This is a genomic window from Arthrobacter sp. 10N44_2 (genome assembly GCF_056394385.1).
In genome coordinates, this window is sequence record NZ_JBFTHT010000003.1 from 300,302 (window position 1) to 315,087 (window position 14,786).

Annotated in this window: 13 protein-coding genes and 1 tRNA gene; 7 read left to right on the forward strand and 7 right to left on the reverse strand. The window is 67.2% G+C overall.

Annotation, left to right across the window (positions count from 1 at the left end; translation table 11 throughout):
- Positions 1-76: 76 nt before the first annotated feature.
- Positions 77-706, reverse strand: a complete 630-nt coding sequence (locus AC1DBX_RS05875; protein ID WP_476857808.1) for a DUF2510 domain-containing protein — start codon at positions 704-706, stop codon at positions 77-79.
- 288 nt (positions 707-994) lie between these two features.
- Here AC1DBX_RS05875 and AC1DBX_RS05880 point away from each other — a divergent pair, with 288 nt between their 5' ends.
- Entirely contained in the window at positions 995-1,183 is a 189-nt protein-coding gene (locus AC1DBX_RS05880; RefSeq protein ID WP_476848899.1) for a hypothetical protein, read from the forward strand.
- An 881-nt stretch (positions 1,184-2,064) separates the two neighbouring features.
- Here AC1DBX_RS05880 and AC1DBX_RS05885 read toward each other — a convergent pair.
- The 6 genes from AC1DBX_RS05885 to AC1DBX_RS05910 form a co-directional block, all read right to left on the reverse strand.
- Positions 2,065-2,229, reverse strand: a complete 165-nt coding sequence (locus AC1DBX_RS05885; RefSeq protein WP_476931266.1) for a hypothetical protein — start codon at positions 2,227-2,229, stop codon at positions 2,065-2,067.
- Between the two features lie 63 nt (positions 2,230-2,292).
- Positions 2,293-2,790: a hypothetical protein gene (locus tag AC1DBX_RS05890; RefSeq protein WP_476931267.1), complete on the reverse strand. Its 498-nt coding sequence runs from the start codon at positions 2,788-2,790 to the stop codon at positions 2,293-2,295.
- Between the two features lie 70 nt (positions 2,791-2,860).
- Positions 2,861-3,406: a hypothetical protein gene (locus AC1DBX_RS05895; RefSeq protein ID WP_476931268.1), complete on the reverse strand. Its 546-nt coding sequence runs from the start codon at positions 3,404-3,406 to the stop codon at positions 2,861-2,863.
- Positions 3,407-3,609: 203 nt separating this feature from the next.
- Positions 3,610-3,685: transfer RNA gene (locus AC1DBX_RS05900), tRNA-Lys, on the reverse strand.
- Between the two features lie 116 nt (positions 3,686-3,801).
- A complete protein-coding gene (locus AC1DBX_RS05905) occupies positions 3,802-4,929 on the reverse strand; it encodes a PQQ-dependent sugar dehydrogenase (protein WP_476931286.1) in 1,128 nt (375 codons plus the stop codon).
- A gap of 46 nt (positions 4,930-4,975) precedes the next feature.
- Positions 4,976-6,046, reverse strand: coding sequence for a sunset domain-containing protein (locus tag AC1DBX_RS05910; RefSeq protein ID WP_476931269.1), 1,071 nt, complete (start codon positions 6,044-6,046; stop codon positions 4,976-4,978).
- Between the two features lie 185 nt (positions 6,047-6,231).
- On the opposite strand from AC1DBX_RS05910, the gene AC1DBX_RS05915 reads away from it, so the two are divergent.
- The 6 genes from AC1DBX_RS05915 (at position 6,232) to serA (ending at position 14,733) form a co-directional block, all read left to right on the forward strand.
- Positions 6,232-7,170 carry a LysR family transcriptional regulator gene (locus tag AC1DBX_RS05915; RefSeq protein ID WP_230011110.1) on the forward strand — a complete coding sequence of 313 codons (939 nt, stop codon included), beginning with the start codon at positions 6,232-6,234 and terminating at the stop codon, positions 7,168-7,170.
- A 129-nt stretch (positions 7,171-7,299) separates the two neighbouring features.
- Positions 7,300-9,021: a dihydroxy-acid dehydratase gene (gene ilvD / locus AC1DBX_RS05920; RefSeq protein ID WP_476857803.1), complete on the forward strand. Its 1,722-nt coding sequence runs from the start codon at positions 7,300-7,302 to the stop codon at positions 9,019-9,021.
- Positions 9,022-9,492: 471 nt separating this feature from the next.
- Positions 9,493-11,391 carry an acetolactate synthase large subunit gene (locus AC1DBX_RS05925; protein ID WP_028277928.1) on the forward strand — a complete coding sequence of 633 codons (1,899 nt, stop codon included), beginning with the start codon at positions 9,493-9,495 and terminating at the stop codon, positions 11,389-11,391.
- 2 nt (positions 11,392-11,393) lie between these two features.
- The gene (ilvN, locus tag AC1DBX_RS05930; protein WP_018773531.1) at positions 11,394-11,906 is read left to right on the forward strand and encodes an acetolactate synthase small subunit; all 513 of its coding nucleotides are present in this window, start codon (positions 11,394-11,396) and stop codon (positions 11,904-11,906) included.
- 78 nt (positions 11,907-11,984) lie between these two features.
- Entirely contained in the window at positions 11,985-13,010 is a 1,026-nt protein-coding gene (gene ilvC, locus AC1DBX_RS05935) for a ketol-acid reductoisomerase (protein WP_026266449.1), read from the forward strand.
- Positions 13,011-13,137: 127 nt separating this feature from the next.
- Positions 13,138-14,733: a phosphoglycerate dehydrogenase gene (gene serA, locus AC1DBX_RS05940; protein ID WP_028277927.1), complete on the forward strand. Its 1,596-nt coding sequence runs from the start codon at positions 13,138-13,140 to the stop codon at positions 14,731-14,733.
- Positions 14,734-14,786: the final 53 nt, after the last annotated feature.

A 14,786-nucleotide genomic window follows, 5' to 3' on the forward strand; every position in this document is an offset into this window, starting at 1 on the left:
CGGATCGTTTCAGGAGCCAGGAAGCTGGCGGTCGGAGCAGCCCCGGCACGTTGGCCGCTGCCTGGATTGACGCTGCCTACACCGTTACAGCCTGGTTCGCCAGGGTGGCGACGATGGCTGACATTTTGAGGCCGGTGAGCACCGCCGTGAGCAAGACGACGCTGATCGTGACCCACACCGGGGCGAGCCCACGCCGCGGGGCGACCTCGTGGACGATCACGGAGCGGCCAATCACGTAGACCTCCCTGCTGAGGAACACCCACGCCCAGTGGAACGGGCGGACAACGCCGTCCTTGCGCAGCCGGTCCCAGTCCAGGTACGCCAGGAGGGCGGACACACCGTAGGCCACGAAACTGATTGCTATGAAGAGGAAGTAAGGCGCCGTGAAAATCGACGCCGGATCAATTGTCTGGATCTGCCGCGGGCCCACGGTGCGCAGCCGGAGCACAGGGTTCCAGAACATCAGCAGGATGAGCGGCACGAGCGGCAGGGCCACAATTGTCCAGATGTACGCGTTGTAGACCGGTGTCCGGTCGCTGATGCGCCTGCGCTGCGCCACCGGGTGGCGGGGCGGCGTCGCCTGGAACTGGGGTGCGTTGAACTGGCCGGTCCAGGCCGAACCGTTCCACCACTGAAGCCGGCCCGAGCCCGCCGGGTCCGGATACCAGCCAGGGCCAGGGGCGGAGGCGTTGGGCGGGACGGTCATGGCTGTTCATCCTTTGCGGGGCGTGGCGCGCGTTGGTTTCTTCTGTTCCGTGACAGAGCGTACAGGGGGATGGGCAACTCCATGATTCCCCCATTGGTCGCAGTGGTGCACTGGATGGAGTCTAACCGCGGCCCGTGCCGGCGGGAAGGCCGGCCGACGGCGCACACCCGTCCGCTGGAACCCTTGGGCCAGCCTGCCGCCCAGGCGCAAAAGGGCAGTCCGGAAGTATCGACGCGCCAGCCGATCGGGAGGACGATTAATAGGCAATCACCACGAAGGAGGTCAGTGATGTGCTATTCGTACAACAGGGATTCCTGGCGGGAAACCAGGAAGGATGCCGCAAAGGAATCTGAGGATCGCCCGGAGACGCGGTCGCAGGCGCCGGAATTCAGGTTCTGGGCCTTCCCCCGCCGCAGCAAGGAGTTCACGGTCGAAGAACCGGAGAAGGTGCGCGACCGTTCCCGCGAGAAGGTCTGATAAATCGATGTGCATGAGGCGGCCGCTGAACCACACAGATCACTGTGACGGTTCGGCGGCCGTTTCATGGCCGGGCGGGCCGGCGGAGGCCAATGGCCGCGGAAAGGCCTATGAGCAGGCCGCTGAGCGCCAGCAGGAATCCGCCGGCGAGACTGCCTTGCCCGTCCGGTCCGGGACCAACCCTGCCGGCCGCCGCTGCGGAAGGATTCGCCGTTGCGGACCCCAGGCCCTGGCCAGCGTCCGGCGACTGAGGGGCGGACGTTCCCGCCGTGGCCGTGGCCGGGACCGGAACGGAACCCGTGGCCGGTGGGGTGGGCGCTCCTTGGCTGACAGAGGGGGCGGGGCCCGGCGTCGGCGGAGCCGCGTCCTGTCCGGGGACCTGGCTTTGAGACGGCGACTGTGACGGTGATTGGGGCGGCGCGGGGTCCGACGGCGGCGCTGTGCTGCCCGGGGGAGTCACACTGGGCGCCGGGGAAGCGGACGGTGGGCCCGGCGTCGGCGAGGCGGGACAGATCTTTACGGGAAGAAGGCCGGCAGGCTTGCAGGGCGCGGCCGCCGCGGGCAGCGCAAGGACCAACGGCGAGACGGCGAGCAGCAGGGCCACGGCGGATGCGTACGAGACCTTCCGGGTGGAGTTCATCCTCACCATCGTAGGGTTTCACCGCCGGCAGCCAGGGAATCCCGGCCTTTGCGTGTCTCCTTAGCTTGGGCAAGGTCTTCGCTCGGCAACCACTGGGCAGCGACAGTGAACCCCGCTCCCGCCAAAGACCCCAAGCATCCGGAGATCTGACTCATGCCGAACATTGAGGGCCGCAAGCGAATGGAGCCGCGGATGACTCGCGGCTCCTGGACCGGCTCCGGCCGCACAGCTGACCTGGCATTCACCGCGGCAAGGATCTCCAGCGGCGGCCCTGGAGGGCCAGCACAATGGTCCAGGCGATCGGAACCAACGGGGAGGCGGACTCACCCAGGAATGCGAGGACCGCAAAGACGATCCAGAGCCCACCGGCGATGACGGAGAGGACGACAAGCGCCTTGCGGGTCACCCGTCCCGAAGCTCGCGTGGCCAGCGGCCGGTCGCAGGACGTACTCCGGCGCTCAGGTCGAAGTCAGGAGCTCTCCCAGTATTTATCGCCCACAGCTTCGAGATACAGGGTCAGGAACTCGGACAGCGTCGACGCCGCCAGTGGCCAGTCACTGCGCGGGTCCAGGGGCTGTGCGACCAAGACGGCGCCGTTGGCTTTCAGTACCAAGAGGTCCGTGTCGCCAAGGAACTCGCCGATGACGGCGTCGCTCGGCACAACGTCTGTCGGTCGGCTCGCTCGCTCGGCGTTGGTGCGCGCTGCCGCCGTCGCGGGTTCCAGAAAGTGGAGGCCCCATTGGCCGTAGTCGATGTCCTGGAACAGCCACGCCTCGCGACTTGATAGCCAGAGGGCCTCCAGCTCGGGCAAAAGTGGGTGGGCGGCCCAAGCCCCTGAGACTTCGTCGAGGGAGGCTCCTGACTCCACCTTGCAGGCGAGCCGGAATGGGTTCGACCCGACTCCGACTCCGTCGCGAGGCTCGGTCCAGTTGCGATACGGCTCGAGGGCGGCATTTACGGTTGGCATCAGTAGTCCCTCCACCACGCGTTGGGCTGGGTCCGATGCGCCGAGTTGAGTCGATACAAGCTCGTCGGCCTCACTGGCCCGTGACTTTGATGCCGGCGACCGCCCCGGTCCAGGGACCGGTCGGGTCCGGGCGGGTCAACTGGGCACTGACGTAGCCCTTCTGCAGTTGGACGACCTGCAATTGGGTTCGCGAGCAATCGACCTCGAACACCGTGTGCTCTGTTCCGCCCGGCGAGTTCTGGGAGAGGAAGATCTGGGCATGGGGGATGCCCACGCAGGCCGCGGTGACTGTGTGCGGACCGGCGGCCGTCACCGTAGCGGCCTTGGTGAAGCCAACCCCTGGCCCGTCCGCCGGACCGGCGTCGGAGAGGAGCACGGCCCCTGGCGCCTCGGCCAGACGCTTGTGCAGCTCGGCGTAGTTGCTCGCTTCCACCCCCAGCACCCCCGGATCTCTGGTCGGGGCGGCGGGTGCCGGGCGGTGGCTTTGCCCGGCCGCCGTCGGCCGCGGATCGCCCTCGTCCTCGTAGGCGCAGGAGGCCAAACTACCGGCGAGCAGCAGGCCAACAACGTATGCCGCAGCGCAGCGGACTGTTTTCGTTCCCCCAGGACCAGACATGGGCCGAGTCTACGGTCAGTGCCCTAAAAGGCAAGTCATTCCGGCCCGGCCGGTCGGGGAGGCCTTCGGCAACCTGATTGCGAGTCTGGTCTGCGCACCAGCCCGGATCTGGCCCGCCACGGCGTCGTCGCCGGCTCCTTTTCGCCAACAAAAAAGAAACCCCGACCCGCAGGCCGCTAAGCCTGCGAGACAGGGTTTCTCGCTGGTGCACCCCCCGGGACTCGAACCCGGAACCCATTGATTAAGAGTCAATTGCTCTGCCAGTTGAGCTAGAGGTGCATCTGTTGTTTTCGTTCACCGGGGCTTTTTATTTCCCGCGTTGTTCTCCGCAACGACATGAAACTCTACACGAGATTGGCTGTCGTGTGAAATCGAGGGGCGCGGGATGGTCCGGGTCAGCCGGGGAGGTTCAAAATCAGCGCGAAATCAGGGTTTTGCCCGTTGCTGAGGAGCCACAGGCGCCCGTCAGGAGCGAGTGAAACGTTGCGCACCCGGCCATACTTTCCTGTGAAATAGCTCACAGGATCTCCGGCGAATTCGCCGTTGAGGGGAACCACCCAGAGCCTTTGGCCGCGCAGGGCGCCCAGGTAGGCGGTGCTGCCGACAATTTCGAGTCCGCTGGGGGAAGACTCCGCCGTCGACGGCCACACCACCTTGGCGTCCAGGAAGCCGGGGCGGTGCGGGGCGCCCGTCACCTCGGGCCAGCCGTAGTTGCCGCCCGGCACGATCAGGTTGAGCTCGTCGTTGACGTCCGGGCCGAATTCGCTGGCCCAGAGCCGGCCCGCGCTGTCCCAGGCCAGTCCCTGGACGTTCCTGTGGCCAAAGCTGTAGACCGGGTTATCACCAAACGGGTTTCCTGGTGCCGGCCTGCCATCCGGAGTGAGGCGGAGGATCTTCCCGCCCAGCGCCGCGCGGTCCTGCGGCTGCTCCCGGCGCTGGGAGTCGCCCGTCCCCACATACAGGAAACCGTCGGGCCCAAAGCGGATCCGGCCGCCGTTGTGCGTGCCGGCCTTGGAAATGCCGGTGAAAACCGGTTCCAAGGCGCCGAGCTCCAGCCTGCCGCCACGTTCCTCCAGCCGCATGCGGGCGATTCTGTTGTCCGCCGCCGCGGTGAAGTAGGCGTAGAGGTAACGGTCCGACGCGAAGTTGGGGGAAAGGGCAAGGCCCAGGAGGCCGCCTTCGCCGCCGGGCACGACGCCGGGCACTTTGCCGACCGTGCCGAGCTGTCCGTCTTTGATGGTCCTGAGCAGTGCTGTGTCGCGCTCGGAGATGACCGCGGTGCCGTCGGGTAGATGGACCGTGGACCACGGCAGTTGCAGCCCATTAACCCGGCCCGCAACCGTGGGCTCACCCGGTGACCCGGCCGTACCCGCTGCGCCGGTGGCAGTGCGGTCTCCCGGCTGAACCACGGGCGAGGTTGAGCCGCCGGTGCAGGCGCTCAAGAAAAAAAGGACAACGGCAAGCGCCACGGCCCGGGCCGCTGCCCTGCCAGCGAAGCGGCTGCCGGTAAAACGCGGGAGTATCAAGGGACGCGTTGAGAGGGGATGGGTCGGCCGCCCGGACCGCCGGCTACTGCCGCGTCCGGCGCGGCGGCCGAAACCCGGCTGCTTCGGCGTGGGCCGGGGAGGCAAACCACACCTCAGCCCGGGTTTCTTCATACGCCGGGCTGGTCTCGTCGTGGTAGATCATCGACGAGGCATTGCCCTTGACTGTGAAACCCTCAGGACCGCTTCCGTCGGCCGCCGGAGCCGCTGACCCCTCGCCGTAGGGCTGCTCGGTGGCCAAGTGGCCGGTGGGCTCGGCCGTTTGGCTGGCGGAGGCCTCGGCCCCTGCCGGCGAGGCCGCCATCTGCGTCGTTTCCGTGTCAGCGGGACCTGCGGGCTGTGTCCCGGCGTCGGGCACTCCGGGCATCGCCGTGCCGATGGCGGTACCAGCGCCAGTGCTGGTTGAAGTGGCCGTGCCGGTAACGGTGTCCTCGTCGTCGGCCGGTTCCGCGGCTGCCGATTCCGCCCCGGGCAGAGTCGGCGCGTGGGGCTCAGTGTATTCGGGGTGGTGGACGGGCAGGCCTGCCGGTCCAGTCTCCGCAGCAGCGCCAAGCTCGGCGGCCGTCACGGCGTGCGCACCGCGGGCCGGCTCAGCGTGGGCGGCGGTGTGTGTCTCCGCCGGCGGGGCGGTCTCGGACCACTGGGTCTCCCACTCGGCATTGCCCGGGGCTCCCGTTGCTTCCGGGGCGGCCTCGGCGCCCGGCTCGATGGTCGGGGCCGCGGTGGCCGCTGCGGGCTCGGTCGCCTCGGGGGCAGCCGTGGCCTCCCGGGCCGCTGCGTCCGGCTCAGGCGCAGGCGCTGCCTTGGGCGCGGCCATCCCGGCACCGGCGGCACCCGCCGTCGGACCCGCGGCCCCGGCCGCTGCCGGGCCAACCGGACTGGCCGCCGCCGTCGAACTGGCCGCCGAACCGCTCTCCGCGCCAGACACCGGCGTCGAACCGGCGGGGCTGCCAGAAGAAATGCCGGCAGCAGTGCCGGTGCTGGTGCCTGCGGCGGATGAGGAATCTGCGCCCGGGCGGCTCTTGTTGCGGTTCAGCAGCCGCCAGACCACAGCGACCACCACGATGATGACAACGAGCCAGACGATCCAGTCCATAGCAGAGCCTTTCAGTCCGTATTCAGCCCATGAGGCATGGTTGCCGATGCTTGACGTTACGTCCGGGCAAAGCCGGCTGTCCACCCTCCCGGCGGCCAAATGCCGGGCATTCCTGGAGCGGGTCCCCGGCCCGGTGAGCAACCCGGAACCGGAACCAAACCCGGCCCGGCGTGTAGCCTCGCCTCATGGATTTCAAGCGACTGCAGATACTGCGTGAACTCGCCGGCCGCGGGACCGTAGGCGCCACGGCCGAGGCCATGAAGGTCACGCCATCTGCAGTGTCGCAGCAACTGAAGACCCTCCAGGAGGAACTGGGCGTCGTCCTGGTGGAGAAGTCCGGCAGGGGAGTGCGCCTTACCGAGGCAGGGCTGGCCATGGCAGGCGCCGCCGCCGACGTGTCGACGGCCATGGCGCGGGCGGAAGCAACCATCGACACGTACCGGCGCGGCTGGCAGACGCGGGTGGTGGCAGCCTTCTTTCCCAGCGCCGCGGAGATGTTCCTGCCGGGCATGCTGCACCGGGTCAAGGCCGTCGAGGGGCTGCGGTTCGAGGCGCATTTCGAGGACCCGGGCGTTGCAGGGTTCGCCGGGCTGACCGCGGACTACGACATCGTCCTGGCGCACAGTGTCGACGGTCCGGAAGTCTTCGGCGGCCAGGGCCTGACAGTGGTGCCGCTGCTGGACGAACCCCTGGACGTGGCTTTGCCGGCCGGGCACGCTTTGGCCGGCAAAGCCACACTGTGCGCCGAGGACGTCGTCGGCTTTCCGTGGATGGGAGTCCCGGAGGGATTCCCCTTCGACACCGTGCTGCGCCAGATCGAGGTGCGGGCCGACTCGCAGGCGGTCCGGGCCCAGCAGTTCCCGGATTTGCGGGTCCTGGAAGCCCTGGTCAGCGCCGGGCACGGGCTGAGCCTGCTGCCGCGGTACACGGCGGTCAGCAACCAGGGCCGGGGGTTCGTCCTGCGCCCGCTCGAGGGTGTGAAGGCCAGCCGGAGCATCGTGGCGCTGGCCCGTCCGGACGTCGCGGCCCGGACCACCATCCAGCAGGTCCTGGCGATGCTCAAGGCCGAGGCCCAAGGTGTCGCCGAGGCCCCGGAACTGCGTGACACGGCTCACCAGGCCTAGGTCAAATCGGGTCCCGGTTTCATGATGTGAGACGAGAGTCCACTATTTGATCGAAATATTCCCGGTTTTCCGCTTAACGCTCCGTTCTTGGGTCGTTGGCGCCTGTAGCAGAGCCCTAGACTTTGAGCCATGAGTCAGGACACCCACACAGCAGCAGACACCAAGCCGGACATCAAGCCCCGCAGCCGGGTCGTTACCGATGGAATCCACGCCGCCCCCGCGCGCGGCATGTTCCGGGCGGTCGGCATGGGCGACGACGACTTCGCCAAGCCGCAGATCGGCGTGGCGAGCTCGTGGAACGAGATCACCCCCTGCAACCTTTCGTTGAACCGGCTCGCCCAGGGCGCCAAGGAAGGCGTCCACGCCGGCGGCGGGTTCCCCATGCAGTTCGGCACCATCTCCGTCTCGGACGGCATCTCCATGGGCCACGAGGGCATGCACTTCTCCCTGGTCTCCCGCGAAGTCATCGCCGACTCCGTCGAGACGGTCATGCAGGCCGAGCGGATCGACGGCTCTGTGCTCCTGGCCGGCTGCGACAAGTCGCTGCCCGGCATGCTGATGGCCGCGGCCCGCCTGGACCTGGCCGCCGTGTTCCTCTACGCCGGCTCCATCATGCCCGGCTGGGTCAAGCTCGAGGACGGCTCCGAAAAGGAAGTCACCCTCATCGACGCGTTCGAGGCCGTCGGCGCGTGCGCCGCCGGCAAGATGAGCCGCGAGGACCTGGACCGCATCGAAAAGGCCATCTGCCCGGGCGAGGGCGCCTGCGGCGGCATGTACACCGCCAACACCATGGCCTGCATCGGCGAGGCCCTGGGCATGTCCCTGCCAGGCTCGGCCGCACCGCCCTCCGCGGACCGCCGCCGCGACGCCTTTGCGCACAAGTCCGGCGAAGCCGTGGTCAACCTCCTGCGCCTGGGCATCACCGCCCGCGACATCATGACGCGCAAGGCGTTCGAGAACGCCATCGCCGTCACGATGGCCTTTGGCGGTTCCACCAACGCCGTGCTGCACCTGCTCGCGATCGCCCGCGAAGCCGAGGTGGAGCTGACGCTGGAGGACTTCAACCGGATTGGCGACAAGATCCCGCACCTGGGCGACCTCAAGCCGTTCGGCCGCTACGTCATGACCGACGTCGACAAGATCGGCGGCGTGCCGGTGATCATGAAGGCACTGCTCGACGCCGGCCTGCTGCACGGTGACTGCCTCACCGTCACCGGCAAGACCGTGGCCGAGAACCTCGCCGCGATCAACCCGCCGGACCTGGACGGCAAGATCCTGCGCGCACTGGACAACCCGATCCACAAGACCGGCGGCATCACCATCCTGCACGGCTCGATGGCCCCGGAAGGAGCTGTCGTCAAGAGCGCCGGCTTCGACGCCGACGTCTTCGAGGGCACGGCCCGCGTGTTCGAACGCGAACAGGGCGCGCTCGATGCCCTGGACAAGGGTGAGATCCACAAGGGCGACGTCGTCGTGATCCGCTACGAAGGCCCCAAGGGCGGCCCCGGCATGCGCGAGATGCTCGCCATCACCGGCGCCATCAAGGGCGCGGGCCTGGGCAAGGACGTCCTGCTGCTGACCGACGGACGGTTCTCCGGCGGAACCACCGGCCTGTGCATCGGCCACGTCGCGCCGGAAGCCGTCGACGGCGGCCCCATCGCGTTCGTCAAGGACGGCGACCGGATCCGCGTGGACATCGCGGCCCGCACCTTCGACCTCCTGGTCGACGGCGCCGAGCTCGAGGCCCGCAAGGTCGGCTGGGAGCCGCTCCCGGCCAAGTTCACGAAGGGTGTGCTCGCCAAGTACGCCAAGCTCGTCCACAGCGCCTCCACGGGCGCGTATTGCGGCTGATCCTCCGGGCCTGGGTGACCAGGCTTAATACGGGAAGCTCCGAGGGGCCCCGAACGCACGGCGTCCGCGCCGGGTGTTCGGGGTAGGAGATTCCCGCCTGCCGCCGATGGCTGCAGGCTCTCCAAGGGAAAACGATGGTCCCAACCAGTGGACACCGTTGTCCAAATAGTGAGACACGGGCCGGGCTCGTTGACACCCGTCTCACTCAGAGGGAAAACTGAACGCATGATCGAGATCGTTACAGCCGGAGTCACTGAATTTGAGTGCACTGCAGTCGAGAGCGCTGCAGGTGTTTCCGTCGTACTTACCAAGCGCGTGGCTCATTAGCCTTCACTGGTAAAGAACCGTCACGCGCAACCCCTCGAAGAGCCCGCCGGCTGAGGGGTTTTTTTATTTCCCGCTTCACCAGCCGCACCACCAGAACAATCCAGTAGTTCCACGATCACCGAAGATCCACAAAGGAAGAGTCCGATGAGCAAAGGATCGCCGATCAGCCCCTCGCTGATGGCCACCAAGTCCACTGGAGCCCACAAGGCTCCGGAACGCGTCGAACGTCCGGCTGACGCCGGCGTCGACTCTGCTGCCGTCTCTCCTGTCCTCGGACCGAACAACGTCGTACCCCCGACGGTCATGACCGGTTCGCAAGCAATTGTCCGCTCGCTCGAAGAACTCGGCGTCCAGGACATTTTCGGTTTGCCCGGTGGCGCGATCCTGCCCACCTACGACCCCTTGATGGCTTCCAAAATGAACCACGTTCTGGTCCGTCACGAACAGGGAGCCGGCCACGCCGCGCAAGGCTACGCCATGGTTACCGGACGGGTTGGCGTCTGCATCGCCACCTCGGGCCCGGGTGCCACCAACCTCGTTACCGCCATCATGGACGCCCACATGGACTCCGTGCCGATAGTGGCCATTACCGGCCAGGTCTCCAGCGGGGTGATCGGCACCGACGCCTTCCAGGAAGCGGACATCGTCGGGATCACCATGCCGATCACGAAGCACTCCTTCCTGGTCACGGACCCCAACGACATTCCGCATGTGATGGCCGAGGCGTTCCACCTGGCGTCCACCGGACGCCCGGGCCCGGTCCTCGTGGACGTCGCCAAGGACGCCCAGCAGGGCCAGATGACGTTCTCCTGGCCGCCCAAGATCGATCTCCCGGGATACCGGCCGGTGGTGCGCGGCCACAGCAAGCAGGTCCGCGAGGCCGCCCGGCTCATTTCCGGTGCCAGCAAGCCCGTGCTCTACGTCGGCGGCGGAGTGGTCAAGGCCCACGCCTCGGCCGAGCTGCGTGAACTGGCCGAGCTGACCGGCGCCCCCGTGGTCACCACCCTGATGGCCCGGGGCGTGTTCCCGGACTCGCACCCGCAGCACGTGGGCATGCCGGGCATGCACGGCACGGTTTCCGCCGTGACAGCCCTGCAGCAGTCGGACCTGCTGATCACCCTGGGCGCGCGGTTCGATGACCGCGTGACCGGCATCCTGAAGTCCTTCGCCCCGAACGCCAAGGTCATCCACGCCGACATCGATCCGGCGGAAATCTCCAAGAACCGCACGGCCGACGTCCCGATTGTCGGCTCGGTCAAGGAGATCATCCCGGAGCTGACCGAGGCCCTGCGCCTGCAGTTCGAAGCCTTCGGCACCCCGGACCTGACCACCTGGTGGGCCTTCCTTAACAACCTCAAGGAAACCTACCCGCTCGGCTGGACCGAACCCGAGGACGGCCTCAGCGCCCCGCAGCGCGTCATCGAACGCATCGGCGCCCTGACCGGTCCCGAGGGCGTCTATGTCGCCGGCGTCGGACAGCACCAGATGTGGGCCTCACAGTTCATCAAGTACGAACGCCCGCACGCCTGGCTCAACTCCGGCGGCGCCGGCACCATGGGCTACGCCGTGCCGGCGGCCATGGGCGCCAAGGTGGGCGAACCGGACCGCGTGGTCTGGGCGATCGACGGCGACGGCTGCTTCCAGATGACCAACCAGGAACTGGCCACCTGCGCGATCAACAAGATCCCCATCAAGGTCGCCATCATCAACAACTCCTCCCTGGGCATGGTCCGGCAGTGGCAGACCCTCTTCTACGAGGGCCGCTACTCCAACACCGACCTCAACACCGGACATGACACGGTCCGCATCCCGGACTTCGTCAAGCTGGCGGACGCCTACGGCTGCGCTGCCTTCCGGTGCGAACGCGACGAGGACATCGACGCGACCATCCAGAAGGCACTGGAGATCAATGACCGCCCGGTGGTCATCGACTTCGTCGTGAGCCCCAACTCGATGGTGTGGCCGATGGTCCCCGCGGGGGTCAGCAACGACCAGATCCAGGTTGCCCGCAACATGACCCCGGAATGGGAAGAGGAGGACTGAACATGACCCGCCACACATTGTCCGTTCTGGTCGAAGACAAGCCCGGTGTGCTGACCCGCGTCGCCAGCCTCTTCGCCCGCCGGGCCTTCAACATCAATTCCCTGGCCGTCGGCCCCACCGAGGTCCCGGGCATGTCCCGGATGACCGTGGTGGTCGACGCCGATGGCGAGCTGATCGAACAGGTCACGAAGCAGCTGAACAAGCTGGTCAACGTGATCAAGATCGTCGAGCTCACCTCCGAATCTTCCGTACAGCGTGACCACATCCTGGTCAAGGTACGTGCGGATGCCGCAACACGCCTGCAGGTCACCCAGGCTGCAGACCTGTTCCGCGCTTCAGTGGTCGACGTCTCCACAGAGTCGGTGGTCATTGAGGCAACGGGCCACCCCGAGAAGCTCACGGCACTCTTGTCAGTGCTGGAGCCTTTCGGCATCCGCGAAATCGTGCAGTCCGGCACCCTGGCCGTTGGGCGGGGATCCCGCTCCATGAGTGACAGGGCCCTCCGCAGCGCGTAACACCGCCGGAGCCGCCCCGTTGTACCGCAGCACCACAGACAATATCTACGAAGAATCCACTCAAAAGGAGACACCCCAGTGACTGAAATGTTTTACGACGACGACGCCGACCTGTCGATCATCCAGGGCCGCACCGTCGCCGTCATCGGTTACGGCTCCCAGGGCCACGCCCACGCCCTCAGCCTCCGCGATTCCGGCGTTGACGTCCGCGTCGGCCTGAAGGAAGGCTCGAAGTCCCGCGCCAAGGCCGAGGCCGAGGGCCTGCGGGTCCTGAACGTTGCCGACGCCGTCGCCGAGGCCGACCTCATCATGGTCCTGACCCCGGACCAGGTCCAGCGCCACGTGTACGCCGAGGACATCGCCCCGAACCTGCAGCCGGGCGACGCCCTGTTCTTCGGCCACGGCTTCAACATCCGCTACGGCTACATCCAGCCCCCGGCCGACGTCGACGTCGCCCTCGTCGCCCCCAAGGGCCCGGGCCACATCGTGCGCCGCGAGTTCGAAGCCGGCCGCGGCGTGCCGGACCTGATCGCCGTCGAACAGAACCCGTCCGGCAAGGCTAAGGAACTGGCCCTGTCCTACGCCAAGGCGATCGGCGGCACCCGTGCGGGCGTCATCGAGACCACCTTCACCGAAGAGACCGAAACCGACCTCTTCGGCGAGCAGGCTGTCCTCTGCGGCGGCGCCTCGCAGCTGATCCAGTACGGCTTCGAAACCCTCACCGAGGCTGGCTACAAGCCCGAGGTCGCCTACTTCGAGGTGCTGCACGAGCTCAAGCTGATCGTCGATCTCATGGTCGAGGGCGGCATCGCCAAGCAGCGCTGGAGCGTCTCGGACACCGCGGAATACGGCGACTACGTCTCCGGCCCCCGCGTCATCACCCCGCAGGTGAAGGAAAACATGAAGGCTGTCCTCGCGGACATCCAGGACGGCACCTTCGCCAAGCGCTTCATCGACGACCAGGACGCCGGCGCGCCGGAGTTCAAGGCGCTGCGCAAGAAGGGTGAGGACCACCCGATCGAGGCCACCGGCCGCGAACTGCGCAAGCTGTTCTCCTGGATCAAGAACGAAGACGACTACACCGAAGGAACAGTCGCGCGCTAGGCATTGCCCGGCAGGGGAGCCGGACACCACATCCTGGGGTCCGGCTTCCCTGCTGTCCAGCACCACCCGCACCACCCGATTCACCAAAATCCCCACCAGATACACAAGAGAGCTAAAGAGGTCACCGGTGACAAGCACCAAACCTGTCGTACTCCTCGCTGAGGAACTTTCGCCCGCCACAGTCGAGGCCCTCGGCCCGGACTTTGAAATCCGCCAGACTGACGGCTCCGACCGTTCCCAGCTGCTCTCCGCGATCGCCGACGTCGACGCGATCCTGGTCCGCTCCGCCACCCAGCTGGACGCCGAGGCCATCGCCGCCGCCAAGAACCTCAAGGTCATCGCCCGCGCCGGCGTCGGCCTGGACAACGTGGACATCAAGGCGGCCACCCAGGCCGGGGTCATGGTGGTCAACGCGCCGACCTCCAACATCGTCTCCGCCGCCGAACTGACCGTCGGGCACATCCTGAGCCTCGCCCGCCACATCCCGCAGGCCAGCTCCGCCCTCAAGGACGGGGAGTGGAAGCGCTCCAAGTACACCGGCATCGAGCTCTTCGAGAAGAAGATCGGCATCATCGGCCTGGGCCGGATCGGCGCCCTGGTCGCGGCCCGCCTGAAGGGCTTCGACACCAAGATCCTCGCGTACGACCCCTACATCACCTCCGCCCGGGCCGCCCAGCTCGGCGTGCAGCTGGTGACGCTCGACGAGCTCCTGGCCCAGTCGGACTTCATCACCATCCACATGCCCAAGACCCCGGAAACCGTCGGCATGCTCGGCGCCGAGGCGTTCAAGAAGATGAAGAGCACGGCGTACGTCGTCAACGTCGCCCGCGGCGGCCTGGTGGACGAGGAAGCCCTCTACACCGCGCTGCAGGCCGGTGACATCGCCGGCGCCGGCGTCGACGTCTTCTCCAAGGAACCCAGCACCGACCTGCCGTTCTTCAAACTCGACAACGTCGTGGTGACCCCGCACCTGGGCGCCTCCACCGACGAGGCCCAGGAGAAGGCCGGCGTCTCCGTCGCCAAGTCCGTCCGCCTGGCCCTGGCCGGCGAACTGGTCCCCGACGCCGTCAACGTCGCCGGCGGTGTCATCGCACCGGACGTCCGCCCCGGCATCCCGCTGATGGAAAAGCTGGGCCGCATCTTCACCGCGCTGACCCATGCCTCCCTCACCCAGTTCGACGTCGAGGTGGCCGGCGAGATCTCCTCGCTCGATGTCAAGGTCCTGGAACTCGCGGCGCTCAAGGGCATCTTCGCCGACGTCGTGACCGAGCAGGTCTCCTACGTCAACGCACCCGTCATCGCCGAGCAGCGCGGCATCAACGTCCGCCTCATCACCACGCCGGACACCGAGTCGTACCGCAACGTCCTGACCCTGCGCGGCGCCCTCAGCGACGGCAGCCAGATCTCCGTCGCCGGAACCCTGACGGGCCCGAAGCAGATCCAGAAACTGGTCGGCGTCAACGGCTACGAGGTGGAAATCCCGATCAGCGAACACCTCGTGGTGGTTGCCTACTCGGACCGCCCTGGCGTGATCGGCACGATCGGCCACATCCTGGGCATGAACAACATCAACATCGCCGGCATGCAGGTGGCACGCCAGACGGAAGGCGGCCAGGTGCTGGCCCTGCTGACCATCGACAGCTCCGTTCCCCAGCAGGTCCTTGACGCGATCAAGGCCGGGATCGGCGCTGACATGGTCCGCGAGGTTGACCTCGAGGACTGAAATCCTCCCCGCGTGGTCCCGGCGGCGGCATGACCGCCGCTGGCGGCCACGAG

Excerpts from the sequence above, each read along its gene's own strand:
- AC1DBX_RS05880 (WP_476848899.1), top strand. The coding sequence starts at position 995 with ATGTGCTATTCGTACAACAGGGATTCCTGGCGGGAAACCAGGAAGGAT.
- AC1DBX_RS05890 (WP_476931267.1), bottom strand. The coding sequence starts at position 2,790 with ATGCCAACCGTAAATGCCGCCCTCGAGCCGTATCGCAACTGGACCGAG.
- ilvN (WP_018773531.1), top strand. The coding sequence starts at position 11,394 with ATGACCCGCCACACATTGTCCGTTCTGGTCGAAGACAAGCCCGGTGTG.
- ilvD (WP_476857803.1), top strand. The coding sequence starts at position 7,300 with ATGAGTCAGGACACCCACACAGCAGCAGACACCAAGCCGGACATCAAG.
- AC1DBX_RS05875 (WP_476857808.1), bottom strand. The coding sequence starts at position 706 with ATGACCGTCCCGCCCAACGCCTCCGCCCCTGGCCCTGGCTGGTATCCG.
- AC1DBX_RS05925 (WP_028277928.1), top strand. The coding sequence starts at position 9,493 with ATGAGCAAAGGATCGCCGATCAGCCCCTCGCTGATGGCCACCAAGTCC.
- AC1DBX_RS05915 (WP_230011110.1), top strand. The coding sequence starts at position 6,232 with ATGGATTTCAAGCGACTGCAGATACTGCGTGAACTCGCCGGCCGCGGG.
- AC1DBX_RS05910 (WP_476931269.1), bottom strand. The coding sequence starts at position 6,046 with ATGGACTGGATCGTCTGGCTCGTTGTCATCATCGTGGTGGTCGCTGTG.
- AC1DBX_RS05895 (WP_476931268.1), bottom strand. The coding sequence starts at position 3,406 with ATGTCTGGTCCTGGGGGAACGAAAACAGTCCGCTGCGCTGCGGCATAC.